The 12,886-nt window shown below is 68.2% G+C and carries 9 protein-coding genes; 6 read left to right on the forward strand and 3 right to left on the reverse strand.

The window, feature by feature from the left end:
- Positions 1-12 precede the first annotated feature (12 nt).
- The 5 genes from FU260_RS08995 to FU260_RS09015 all read left to right on the forward strand — a co-directional run bounded on the left by FU260_RS08995 (position 13) and on the right by FU260_RS09015 (position 4,976).
- Complete coding sequence (locus tag FU260_RS08995) at positions 13-1,326, forward strand: ABC transporter substrate-binding protein (RefSeq protein ID WP_147916748.1); 1,314 nt, start codon at positions 13-15, stop codon at positions 1,324-1,326.
- 7 nt (positions 1,327-1,333) lie between these two features.
- Positions 1,334-2,287 carry a carbohydrate ABC transporter permease gene (locus FU260_RS09000; protein ID WP_147916749.1) on the forward strand — a complete coding sequence of 318 codons (954 nt, stop codon included), beginning with the start codon at positions 1,334-1,336 and terminating at the stop codon, positions 2,285-2,287.
- A 1-nt stretch (position 2,288) separates the two neighbouring features.
- Positions 2,289-3,197, forward strand: a complete 909-nt coding sequence (locus tag FU260_RS09005; RefSeq protein WP_235912172.1) for a carbohydrate ABC transporter permease — start codon at positions 2,289-2,291, stop codon at positions 3,195-3,197.
- A gap of 28 nt (positions 3,198-3,225) precedes the next feature.
- The gene (locus FU260_RS09010; RefSeq protein WP_147916750.1) at positions 3,226-4,185 is read left to right on the forward strand and encodes a D-2-hydroxyacid dehydrogenase; all 960 of its coding nucleotides are present in this window, start codon (positions 3,226-3,228) and stop codon (positions 4,183-4,185) included.
- 104 nt (positions 4,186-4,289) lie between these two features.
- On the forward strand, positions 4,290-4,976 hold the full coding sequence (locus tag FU260_RS09015) for a GntR family transcriptional regulator (protein WP_147916751.1): 687 nt from the start codon (positions 4,290-4,292) through the stop codon (positions 4,974-4,976).
- A 57-nt stretch (positions 4,977-5,033) separates the two neighbouring features.
- Here the strand turns inward: FU260_RS09015 and FU260_RS09020 are convergent, their stop codons facing one another.
- Positions 5,034-6,512, reverse strand: a complete 1,479-nt coding sequence (locus FU260_RS09020) for a GAF domain-containing sensor histidine kinase (protein WP_147916752.1) — start codon at positions 6,510-6,512, stop codon at positions 5,034-5,036.
- 10 nt (positions 6,513-6,522) lie between these two features.
- A complete protein-coding gene (locus tag FU260_RS09025; protein ID WP_147916753.1) occupies positions 6,523-6,930 on the reverse strand; it encodes a hypothetical protein in 408 nt (135 codons plus the stop codon).
- Between the two features lie 458 nt (positions 6,931-7,388).
- Here FU260_RS09025 and FU260_RS09030 point away from each other — a divergent pair, with 458 nt between their 5' ends.
- Positions 7,389-10,595 (forward strand): ribonuclease E/G, encoded by a 3,207-nt coding sequence (locus tag FU260_RS09030; RefSeq protein ID WP_244951272.1) that lies wholly within the window; start codon positions 7,389-7,391, stop codon positions 10,593-10,595.
- Positions 10,596-10,685: 90 nt separating this feature from the next.
- Here FU260_RS09030 and FU260_RS24370 read toward each other — a convergent pair whose 3' ends face one another.
- Entirely contained in the window at positions 10,686-12,692 is a 2,007-nt protein-coding gene (locus FU260_RS24370; protein ID WP_147916755.1) for a hypothetical protein, read from the reverse strand.
- Positions 12,693-12,886: the final 194 nt, after the last annotated feature.

Raw genomic sequence — 12,886 nt, forward strand, 5'->3', positions numbered from 1 at the left:
GGGAGAATCACCATGGTTGTGCTCAGTCGACGAAGCCTCTTCACGGTCGCCGGTGCTGCGGTCGGAGGCGGCATCCTCTCCGGGTGTACCGGTGTGGCCGGGTCCGGCGGTAGCGGCGGCGGTGATGGCGGCGGCGGTGCTTCCGGAACCGTGAGCTATGCGTTCTGGGGTAACACCGTCCGCGAAGAGAACTACCGGACGGCCTTCGAGGACATGGCCGAAGAGGTCTCCGACATTCAGCTGGAGATCGAGTTCGCGGACTACAACGCCTATCGCGAGCGGATGACCACCCAGATGGCAGCCCGCAACGTCGCGGACATCTTCTGGGTGCCGTCACCCGACGTGCTGACGTATCACGCGAACGACCTCTTCCGTCAGGTCGACGACATCGACTCTCTCGACCTCTCCGACTTCGACGACTCCGACATCGAGTCCTTCAAGCTGAGCGGCGAGTTCAACACGATGCCGTTCGGCGTGCACATCCCAGTGTTGCGGTACAACCGCACATTCGCCGAGGAGGACGGCGTCGAGATCCCCGACCAGTGGAGCTGGGACGAGCTCGCCGAGTTCTGCCTCGATTACAGCGACAACAATCCCCACGATCGGCGGGCTCTGTCCTACCGGGCGGACCACGACCTGTCGCTGCAGAACTGGCTACGGCAGCACGGCGAACAGTTGTGGACCGAGGAGGGCGGGCTCGGCTTCACCGCCGAGACCATGATCGCCTGGATCGAGTGGTGGGAGAGGCTCCGCGAAGCCGGTGCGACGACCTCGATCAGCGAGCAGGACGGCGTCGAGCCGAGCTGGGAGGACATCGGTGACATCACACTGCTGCACTTCGGCAACGCCAACCATGTGATCGACGATGCGGCGATGTTCCCCGACTTGGAGTTCTCGCTGATGCACCCGCCGGTGGCGTCCGACGCGGTCGCCGGGTACCAGTTCCTCTACACCCCACGGATGGGGCTGTACTCCGGTGTCTCCGACGACGTCGTGGAACCAGCCGGTCATGTGCTCAGCTACGTCATCAACAGCATCGACCTGCTCCGGGAGGTCGGCTTCACGATGGGAACCCCGATCAATCCGCGGGTCGCCGAGGAGTACCGCGAGTTCGCCACGCCCCTCGAGGTGGAGATGATCGACCTGGGCGAGGAGAACCGCTCCGCCGACCGAACCCCCTTCTACGAATCGCCGCCTGGCTCCAGTGAGTGGCGGGTCACGCTGCGGCGGGTGCTCGAGGGGATCATCGACGGCTCGACGACCATCCCGGCCGGAGTCGACCAGATGATGTCCGAGGTTACGGACAGCCTCGAGAGAGCGAGCTGACCGTCCGATGTCCCAGACGCTGACGGACTCAGCGAGGTCTGGGTCGCAAGCCGCGCCACCACCCCCCTCGCGGCGGAAGAGGAAGTCGTGGCGTCGTCAGGAGGGTGCTGCGCACGTCTTCATGCTCCCGTGGCTTCTCGGCCTGGTGCTGGTGACCGCGGTGCCGATGCTCGCGTCGTTGTACCTGTCCTTCACGAACTACAACGTGCTCTCCAGCCCTGAATTCATCGGCGGTGAGAACTTCGCCCGACTGGTCGAGGACCCTCGGTTCTGGAACTCGGTCCGGGTCACAGTGACCTATGTGTTCGTCTCGGTGCCTTTGCAGCTGGCGTTCGCGTTGTTGTTGGCCCTGGTGTTGGACAAGGGTCTGCGCGGACTGGCGATCTACCGAAGTGCGTACTATCTGCCGTCACTGCTGGGCGGTTCGGTAGCGGTCGCGGTGCTGTGGCGGCAGGTGTTCGGCCATAGCGGGCTGGTGAACCAGTTCCTCGCCCTGTTCGGAGTGGAGGGTTCGAGCTGGCTGCAGAACTCCGGAACCGCGCTCGGCACCCTGATCATCCTCAACGTCTGGACCTTCGGGTCGCCGATGATCATCTTCTTAGCGGGCCTGCGCCAGATCCCCGAGGAGTACTACGAGGCGGCCCGGGTGGACGGCGCATCGGCGGTCCGGCAGTTCAGCAAGATCACCGTGCCGCTACTGACGCCGATCATCTTCTTCAACCTGATCTTGCAGACGATCGGAGCGTTCCAGGCGTTCACGCAGGCACACATCATCAGCGGCGGAACCGGCGGGCCCTCAGACTCGACCCTGTTCTACACGCTGTACATCTATCAGAAGGCATTCGTCAGCTTCGACATGGGTTACGCCTCCGCCCTGGCGTGGGTGCTTCTCGCGGTGATCGGGATCATCACCGCGGTGCACTTCACCTTGTCCAAGTACTGGGTGTTCTACGGAGATTGAGATGGCTGAATCGACGATGACAGCGACGGAGCACCCGCCCACCTCCACGGGGCGGCTCGGCCAGCGTGCCTCGATGACGCAGCGCCGTCGGCGTAGCAGCATCCTGCGGCACGGGGGCCTGATCCTGTTCGGAATCTTCATGCTCTACCCGCTGATCTGGATGGCGGTCAGTGCTTTCAAGCCGGGGCATCTGGTGCTGACTGACCCGAGCATCATCCCGACCGAGCTCACCCTGGAGAACTTCAGGCTCGGCTGGGAGGTCGGGGAGTACACCTTCCTGGTGTTCTTTGCGAACTCGACGATCGTGGCGCTGAGCTGTGTCGCCGGGAATCTGATCGCGTGTTCCCTGACGGCGTATGCCCTGGCACGCCTGGAGTTCCGCGCGCGTAAGGTCTACTTCGCGATCGTGCTCGTCTCGGTCATGCTACCGATGCATGTGACGATCATCCCGCAGTACATCATCTTTGCGAATCTGGACCTGGTGAACACGTTCGTGCCGTTGATCCTGCCGAAGTTCCTCGCCACGGATGCGTTCTTCATCTTCCTCATGGTGCAGTTCATCCGGGGGATTCCTAGAGAGTTGGATCAGGCGGCGTGGATCGACGGGTCGGGCCCCTTCCGCACGTTCTGGTACATCGTGTTGCCCTTGATGCGGCCAGCCTTGATCACGACGGCGATATTCACTTTCATCTGGACCTGGAACGACTTCTTCGGCCAGTTGATCTACCTGACCGACAATGCGGTCTACACCGTGCCGGTGGCGTTGAATGCCCTGGTCGACTCGACGTCGAACCAGGGGGTGGGGACGCTGATGGCGATGTCGCTGCTGTCTCTCGCGCCGATCCTGTGCTTCTTCGCCTTTGCGCAGAAGTACTTGATCAAGGGCATCTCGACCACGGGCTTGAAGTGATCGAGATCGACCCGGAAGGGGGTCCGAGATGATCGACACGATCGTGGTCAAGCGGCCGGCGGCTCCGTCCGTTCAGCAGCTGAAGCAGGCTGCCGCGGGACGAGAGGTGGTGGAGATCGAGCAGGTGAGCGAGCAGAGCTGTCGGGCGAGCGGAGTCGACCCTCTCCGCGTCGGGGCGGTCCTCGGTGCCTCGCCCGGGGATGACCTGAGCTTCCTGCCAGCACTGCGGTGGGTGCACAGCAGCGCCGCCGGCGTGGATGCCTGGATGGCGGCTGGGGCGATACCGGACCAGGCACTCTTGACCTCCGCCGTCGGCAACGGGGCGGTCCCGCTCGCGGAGCATGCGCTCCTCCTGATGCTCATGCTGAACCGAGACGCGCCGCGGTGGTTCCGGGCGCAGCAGCGGCGGGAGTGGGACCGCTATGTGCACGGTGAACTTGCGGGGGCGTCTCTGGGCATCGTGGGCTACGGCAACAGTGGGACTGACCTCGCAGGGAAGGCCCTGGCATGCCATATGCAGGTCCGTGCACTGCGCCGGAGTGTAGGTCCGGCGCAGGACGGAGACGTCCGTCTGGTGTACCACCGGGAGGGGCTGGAGGAGCTGCTCCGGGAGAGCGACTTCGTTGTGGTCACCACCCCCCTCACCGCGCTGACCCGGGGCCTGATCGGTGCCGAAGAACTGGCGCTGATGATGCCGAGCGCGTTCCTCGTGGTGGTCTCACGTGGCGGCATCGTGGACGACGACGCGCTCCTCGCTGCGCTCCGAGAGGGCACGATCGCCGGCGCTGGCCTTGACGCGCATGGCGACGAGCCGCTTCCCGCTGACAGTGAGCTGTGGGACCTGCAGAATGTCATCGTCACTCCGCATAATGGCGCGACGACGCCCGGTACCGGTGAGCGTGGTCGCCAGATCGTGCTCGATAATGTCGCTCGCTGGGTGAACGGGGACACGCTGGTCAACGTGGTCGATCCGTCCCAAGGCTACTGAGGTTGGCCCGTGCGACAGGTAATCTTGCCTAGCAAGAGATGAGTGAGGGCCGTGTGGTGAGTCGGACAGGATTCGGCGCCCAGTGGCCACGACCAGTGGAGAGGATGCACGTGGCTACGTCGTCGCAGTACAAACTCGGACCATCCTCGCTAGGTGAGGCGCTTTTCGAGGCGCTGCGAAGCAGGATCATCAACGGTGATATCGCTCCGGGTGAAAAGGTGACGGAGCTTCGAGTCGCCAGCGAGTACGGTATCGCGCGACCGACCGCGAAGGCGTGCCTGGAGCGGCTCACCGCCCTAGGGCTTCTTCGCCGCGTGGCGCACAAGTCCGCCGTAGTGCCGCGGCTGACCGATGCTGAGATCAGGGACCTCTTCTTCAGCCGGTCGACTTTCGAGTCGACCGCAGTCGCGCATCTGGCGGGCAAGAAGAAGGTCCCGGAGGAGCTGACCCGCGCTCAGCAAGCGATGCAGGCAGCCGAGGCGCACGGCGAGTTCACCGAACTCGTCCAGGCCGACATCACGTTCCACTGGGGCCTCGTGCGAGGCTTCGAGAGTGAGCGACTGAGCCGCATGTACGAGATGATCTCCGGTGAGATCCAACTGACGATCGGGCAGTACCAGGCGCACCGGCGCACCACGCTCTCGACCGTGACTGCTGAACACCAAGCGGTCATCGATGCGATTGCCGTAGGCGACGTCGAGGCGGCGTGCCACGCGCTGGCGGGGCATATCAGCCTCGCCCGGGATCGGGTGCTCGCCGAGCTGCACAGCCACGACGTGCCATCGGCTTGACCGGCCTCACCCGCCGTACGAGCCGTCGCAGCGGTTGTCCGCCGTCCTCACCGCGCCTCAACGGCGCTCCGCCGTCCAGGTGAGCACCGAGCCCACCTCCCCGGCCACCAGCTCACAGGTGCCGTTGTACGCCTCGGCACGGGCCGCCAGGTTGGCCAGTCCGGAACGGCGGCTGCGGTGCGGATCGACTCCGGTGCCGTTGTCGCTGACCTGCACGGTCAGCCGGTCCACCTCGAGCTGGACGGCTGCGTGCACAGCAGTGGCACCGGCGTGCCGGGCGGCATTGGCGAAGCCTTCCCGCACCACCGCGACCACATCGTCGGCGAGGTCGCTCCCGAGTCGTTCCTCCAGCTGCGGGTCCTCGGCCAACGGGCCGTCGATGCTCAGCGTGGGCGCGAAGCCGAGTCCGATCCGCGACAGGGACTCCTCCCGCTGCAGCCGGACCAGCAGTGGGGACTCCTGGGCGTCGGTGCGCAACGTGCGCACGATCGAACGGATCTGGGCGACCGCCTGGTCCACGCCGGCCAGCGCCGACTCGAAGTTCTGCTCCGCCTGCGGGTCCGCGGTGGCCTGTGCGGCCGAACGCAGCTGCAGCTCGGTGGCGAACAGCTGCTGGATCGCTAGATCGTGCAGGTCCCGTGCGATCCGCCCCCGTTCGGCGAGCAGCGACGCCAGGTCCGCCGCCTGCCGGGACTCGGCCAGGGTGAGCGCCAGCGCCGCCTGCCGAGCGATCGACTCGGCGATGGTCAGCTCGTTCTCGGTGAACTCGGGGGCATCCTTGTTCCGGAGCAGGATGAACACGCCCAGCTTGCGGTCTGCGGCCACCAGCGGCGCGTACAGCGACGGCCCGTACCGGCCGAACTCCGGCACCCTCAACGGGCGCGCCCGGGCGAACGAGTCGACGATGATGCCGCGTCCGTCGGCCAGCACGGCCATCGCCCGGCCGTGCGGTGGCATGACGATGCCGATCAGGTCGCCGACGGGGTCACCGTCGGCGAACTCGATCACCCAGTCGCTGCCGACCCCGGGCAGCACGATCACTGCGGTGTCCGCGCGCGCCACCTGCCGCATCCGAACCGCGATCAGGCCGAGGGACTCCTCCACATCGGTGCCGGAGAGCAGCATGGTAGTGATCTCCTGCCCGACGGCGAGCCATCGTTCCCGGGTCCGGGCCTCGTCGTAGAGGCGTGCGTTCTGCACGGCGATCGCTGCCGCCGCAGCGAGCATCCGGACCTGGTCTGCCTGCTCGGCGAGGAACGGGCTGTCCCGCCCGGTGAGGGTGAGATTCCCGTAGGTCGCCTCCCGCAGCAGAACCGGGACCTCCAGGTACGCCCCGCGTCCAGCGGTCGATACCGGTTCCGGGTTGCCTTCGGTGTCCACGAACATCTCCACGTCACCCGAGGGGTCGATGATCGTGATCGCGGCATAGCTGGCACCGGTCAGGTCGCTGCTGGCTCGCACGAGGTTGCGCAGCGCTTCTCGGAGGTCCAGGTGCGAGGTGACCGTCAGGATGGCCTCGAGCACAGGGGCGCTCATCCCGGTCCGCTCACCGTTGCGAGCGCCGCTCGGCCAGCCATGCGTCCAGCTCCGCGTTCGCCTGGCGGCGCCACTCCTTGATCTCCTTCGCCCAGCGCGGGTACAGCGCCAAGGGGACCGGCAGGAAGGCGAGGATGAAGTACAGGGACGGCAGGCACAGCAGCAGGAAGATCACACCACCCACGGCCGTGACCTCGGGTGTCCGGATGCTGGCCATGACTGCAGCATCAAGCATCATCAGCGCGAAGGTCGGCGCCCCGAGCAGCACGCACCGCTCCAGCTGCCAGCTCCCGACGAGTGTCTCCGGCATCCAGAACCGAGCCGCCGCCGATCGTCCCCGCCACGCCCATACCGTCACGCCGAGCAGGGCCAGGGCGGCGACTGCCACCACCAGCGCGAGGAGATGCTGCTGCGTCATCCCTCGATTCTGCCAGGGCCGCGGGAACCAGGCCGCGGGCCGGGTGGCGGCAGTCTGGGGTCGTGATGGTTTCATGGTCGACGGCGGTGCTCGCCGGGCCTGCAGCGGCTCGCCGTGGCGGCGGGTCGTCTTCGGGTTCCAGGTAAGTACGTCCCCGCTGTGCGATACTGCTTGCGGTGACCGGCTCGACCGTACCTGCCGGTATCACCCAGCGACATCAGCAAAGGTAGTTGGGGTTGCGGAACACGCGCCGCCGAGAGGCTCGGCGCGGTCCGGGGCCGACCACCCGGCGAACGTGCCCACATGGCACGTGATGACGTTGGCAGAGGGTCAACGCGAGCACTCGCGAGGCCGGAGCATGAGGACTTGATGACCATGGAGGCCCGCACGGGCCGTGAAATCGCTGCTGAGCGCCAGGTGGGTATGGCTGGGGCTCGGTGGCACCCGGGAGTACCCCCGTGTCAGAAGAACAGAACACCGCAGAAGCAGCAGCGCAGGATGCTCAGGCGCAGTCGGCGCCGAGAGCTCGACGGTCCCGGCGGGCCACCGCACCAGTGACTGCACCCGAACCCGCGGCGACCGCCCCGGAACCCGGGGCGACCGCGCCGCCGGAGACAGCCGCTGAGCAGTCCGGTCACACTGCGGACTCCTCGGCCGCCGGCCACGAACAGGGTGCGGCCGCCGAGTCCGCACTGGTGGAAACCCCGGTGCAGGAGGCCGCAGCACCCGCCCGGACCACCCGGAGCCGCCGCTCCAGCCGGCCACGCCGCGCCACTGCGGAGGCGAGTGCGCCGCAGAGCGAGCCCACCGGTTCTGATGCCGCAACAACTTCAGCGGCCGAGCGGGACGCGGGGCATCCTCCTGCGGACGTGGCCGACGCCGTCGAGACCGCTGCGCAGACCACTCCGCCGGAGAGCGCCGACGAGCCCCAGAACGCGAAGAAGCGCCGGCGTAGCACCAAGGCCAAGGCCGCCGAAGAGATGGCGCCGTCGCTGGACGTGTTCGCAGCGTTCGGCGTGCAGCCGGACACCGAGCCGGCACCAGCGCGGGACGGATCCGCCGAGGAGTTGGCGATCGACATCGACCTGCCCGAGCGGGAGACCGAGGACTCCGACGAGGACAGCACCGACGAGACCGACGAGGAGGAGTCCGAGGACGACGCACCACGGTTGCCGGCGACGGCGCTGCTGTTCCAGGCTCCGGACATCACCGGCTCACGTCGCCGCGGACCACGATCGACCGGGTCGGAGGAATCCGGTGCCCAGTCCACCGGCGCCACCGCCAGCCAGGGGGACGACTCCGACGGTGACGCCGAGGACGGCGGCGACGGCTCGACCTCCACCGGCGATGACAGCGGCTCCTCCGGGGCCGGTAAGCGTCGTCGCCGGCGCGGTGGCCGCGGCCGGCGGAAGAGCCCCGGCTCCGGGGACGGCAACGACGCCAACGACGGCGACGCCGCTCACGACAGCGACGGCACCAGCGGTGAGTCGAGCGGCTCCACTGCCGCCGACGAGCAGTCCGCCAAGGACGCTGGCAAAGAGCCAGGCAAGGGCGGCCAGGCGGGCAAGGCCGAGAAGAAGGACACAGCGAGCGCGGAGAGCAGCGCCGACTCCGGTGGCGGCGACTCGACGGAGGAGTCGAACGGGAGTAGCTCCCGTCGGCGTCGCCGCCGGCGGGGCGGCCGGGGGTCGCGCAGTGAGAACGGTGGCTCCGGTGGCGATGAGGTCACCGCACTGAAGGGCTCCACCCGGCTGGAGGCCAAACGGCAGCGCCGTAAGGAAGGGCGGAACGCCAACCGGCGCCGTTCGGTGATCACCGAGGCCGAGTTCCTCGCGCGCCGCGAGTCGGTGGAACGCAGCATGGTGGTGCGAGCCCGCGACGGCAAGACCCAGATCGCGGTGCTCGAGGACGATGTCCTGGTCGAGCACTATGTGGCGCGCAAGTCGCAGACGTCGATGGTCGGCAATGTGTACCTGGGCCGGGTGCAGAACGTGCTGCCGTCGATGGAGGCGGCATTCGTGGACCTGGGCAAGGGCCGCAACGCGGTGCTCTACGCCGGTGAGGTGAACTGGGACGCCGCCGGCCTCGAGGGTCAGCCGCGCCGGATCGAAGAGGCGCTGCACTCCGGCGACTCCATCCTGGTGCAGGTCACGAAGGACCCGATCGGACACAAGGGGGCCCGGCTCACCGCACAGGTGACCCTGGCCGGCCGATACCTGGTGCTGGTGCCCTCCGGGGCGATGACCGGTATCTCCCGCAAGCTCCCGGACACGGAGCGGGCCCGGCTGAAGAAGCTGCTCAAGGAGATCGTCCCGGACGGGCAGGGCGTGATCGTGCGCACCGCCGCCGAAGGTGCCAGCGAGGAGGAACTGCGCCTGGACGTGGACCGGCTGACCAAGCAGTGGGCCGATATCCAGACCAAGGTGGGCCGCAAGTCCACCTCGGCACCGACGCTGCTCAAGGGTGAACCCGAACTGGCCACCCGGGTGGTGCGGGATGTGTTCAACGAGGACTTCAAGTCGCTGGTGGTCTCCGGTGTAGAGGCCTGGCGCACGATCTCGGGCTATATCGAGAGCGTCGCACCGGACCTGACCGACCGGATCAGCGAGTGGACCGAGGAGAAGGACGTCTTCGCCAGTCACCGGATCGACGAGCAGCTGGCGAAGGCGATGGACCGCAAGGTGTTCCTACCCTCCGGTGGTTCGCTGGTGATCGACCGCACCGAGGCAATGACCGTGGTGGACGTGAACACTGGCAAGTTCACCGGATCCGGTGGCACGCTGGAGGAGACGGTCACCCGGAACAACCTGGAGGCGGCTGAGGAGATCGTCCGCCAGCTCCGGCTCCGGGATATCGGCGGCATCATCGTGATCGACTTCATCGACATGGTGCTGGAGGCGAACCGGGATCTGGTGCTGCGCCGTCTCACCGAGTGCCTCGGCCGGGACCGTACCCGCCACCAGGTAGCCGAGGTGACGTCCCTCGGCCTGGTGCAGATGACCCGTAAGCGGGTCGGCCAGGGCCTGGTGGAGGCGTTCAGCGAGAACTGCGAGCACTGCAACGGCCGCGGCATCATCGTGCACTCCGAACCGGTCGAGTCCCGCTCCGGCGGCTCCGAGGCCGGTGCAGGGTCGGACGGATCTCGTTCTGGTCGGCGGCGCAAGTCCAAGAGCGAGGCGAAGGCAACGGCCACCCCGGCCGAACCCGAGGTGGACGACGAGCAGCGGGCGCAGGTGAAGGCCACCCTGGCCACGATCGCCGCGGCTGCAGCACATGCGCACGAGAGCGAAGAAGCGAAGGTGGACGCGCCGCCGTCGCCGACGGCTGAGGGTGCGGACACTGACGGCGGGCGCCCTGCGACTCCTGCGGCTGATGAGGCCGTACGCACCGATGATGCGGCTCCGGCAGCCTCCAGCGAGCCCCGCGGTGCTGACCAGCCTCAGCAGGCGGGGCCGGACCAGGGCGCTGAGGCGCGGAACGAGGAGCCGGACCAGGGCGCTGACCAAGCGCGGAGCGCAGCGCCGGCACAGGGCGCCGACCAGGCGCCGAGCGCAGCGCCGGACCAGGCGTCAACCCCGGAGGCGGAGCCGGACCAGAGCACCGAGGAGCCGGCTCAGAACACCGAATCGGCCAGCGCGGAACAGACAAGCACCGGCACCTCCTGACCGGGCCGAACGGCCCACCGGACGCGAACTGATTCCCCGGAGCACCAGTCGAGCGCCTCGACTGGTGCTCGGGGTCAGCTCATGCTCGGGTCAGTTCACCGGGGTCCGGCGCGCGAGCATCCTGTGCCACAGCCACCGGGCCGCCGCCGGCACGGTCGCGACCGCTGCCAGCGCGAGCAGGGTGAACGTGGCCAGTCGGCTGCCGGCCAGTGTCAACGGCACCACCATCAGGCACCACCCCGCCAGAATCACCATCCCGCGGGTGGGCGGGCCGAAGCTCGGCTGCTGCGTCGATTGAGTCCGCTCATCGAAGACGTCCTCGGTGACCGGCACCTGGTGCGCCTGAGCGTCGGCCACGGTCAACCCGGCCGCCTTGGCGAACCCGGCCAGACCGCCCAGATCGCCACTGGGGACCCACTGCGCGATCGGTAGGACGAACCGCCACCGGCCACCGTGGTCCACCAGCGCGATCGCCCAGGGCATACCGCCGTCCATCAACCGATGGACAGCCACCACTCCCAGGTGGGCGTCCGACGGGCCGGCCGCCCAGGCGATATGCCCTTGCGGTCCACGCACGCCGATGTTTGTTCCGTCGAACAGCAGCGCGGCACGTCCGGCGAAGGCGCGGCTGCCACCCGGGTAGCGGCCTGGGCGGTAGGCCGCCGTCATCCGCCGGGGGTGACGGTCCCGCAGGTGCTCGAACACCCACCAGAGCCAGGGTTCGAGCACCGCCACGATCGCCCAGAGCAGGCACACCCGCGCCCAGATCGTCTCCGCGAACAGATACGCGCTTCCCAGCCCGCCGATCCAGATCGCGGCCGGTGCAGCGCCGCGCACCACGTGGTTGATCACCGAGCCGGGCCCGGTGTCCTTGCGCCAGGTTTTCAGGCGTTGCTGGCGCCGCTTATGGGCTGCCTGCGGTTTGGCGGCCGTGCCCCGGTAGGGCTGATGGTGCGGCGCTGGGCGGAGCAGACGGATCAGTGCCCGTGGCTGATAGCCCGGGGTAGCCGGGGGCGAGGAGGTGGCCGGCGTACCGGTGGTGATCGGCGCCCGGCTCGGCGGATGCATCACCCCCCGGCGGATGGGTACGCCCAGTACCGCAGCGCCGTCGACGATTCCGGACACCTGCAGTCCCCACACCAACCTGTCCCGAGCGGCCATCGGCCGTTCCCCGGCGATGGTGGCCACCTGCTGGGCGATCTGCAGCTCCGGTTGGCTGAGCCAGTCCGCCACCGCGATCGCGCCCAAACTGTAGCCGTCGGCGTCGCACAGGTGCACCGCACCGAGCTCGTCCTGCAGCGCGAGCCGGGTATAGCGTTCGGCCGGGTCGTAGGCAGTGAGCACGGCTCGCGGCGAGGGCGGCACCACATGCATCAGCCCCGCGATGGGCACCTGGTCGCCGATCACCTCCAGACCGTCAGCAGTGGTGATCTCCATCCGGCCCGGCAGGAACAGCACCCGAGCCGCGCGGGCCCACCGCGCCTGCGGGTGCGCCCGCGGACTGCTGCGCAACTCCACCCGCGCCGAGCTGACGGCGCCGGTCGGCATCGAGGGGCGCTCGAAGTCCCACACCGCCGCGGTGTAGATGCTCACCGCCGCCTCCACCCGCGCGGCGAACTCGGCCACAGCCGCGGCCAGCATCACCCGGCGCAGTCCGGCACCGTAGGCGTAACTGCCCTGCTCCAGGTTCCGGATGGCGTTCAGCAGATGCGCGAGCAGCGGGGTGATCGCTCCCTGGAAGCCGTACACCGCCTCACCGGTGAGCCGAGGCGGCTCCCGGCCCACCCAGACGTCTTCCAGCATCGGTGCCTCACCCCAGGACGGCACCGTCGGTAGCGTGAGCACCGTCGCCTCCTGGGGGGAGAGCTGCCAGGTGTTCAGGGTCGCCACCGCGTGGGCGAGAGCGTGAGCGGCCGGTTCGAACTGCTCGCCGAACTCGCGTTGGTCCGCGGGCAGTAGCTGCAGCAGGTCGGTGATCACCTGCCGGGCCGAGGCCGCCTGCGCGCTCGTCCGCTGGAACGGGTCACCGCGGTCGGCCAGCAGCATCAGGGTGGCTGTGGTCGGGTACTGGGGCGGCACCGGGCGCTGCTCGTTCATCGGTGCCCACGTTATCGGCCCCAGCCGCTCGACCCCGGCCAGCGACATGGGGACTTCGGCCCGTTTCAGCGCTGCTCAGCACCCTCCCGCACCGTCCGGTTGTTGACCGGTGGTACCGGTGTTAGCGTCGAAGTCAGGTCGTCCCGGCGTGCATCGGAACGGCCCCAGGCATCGATCATGTGGACCACGGCGGT

The sequence above is a fragment of the Ruania zhangjianzhongii genome (genome assembly GCF_008000995.1).
GTDB lineage: Bacteria > Actinomycetota > Actinomycetes > Actinomycetales > Beutenbergiaceae > Ruania > Ruania zhangjianzhongii.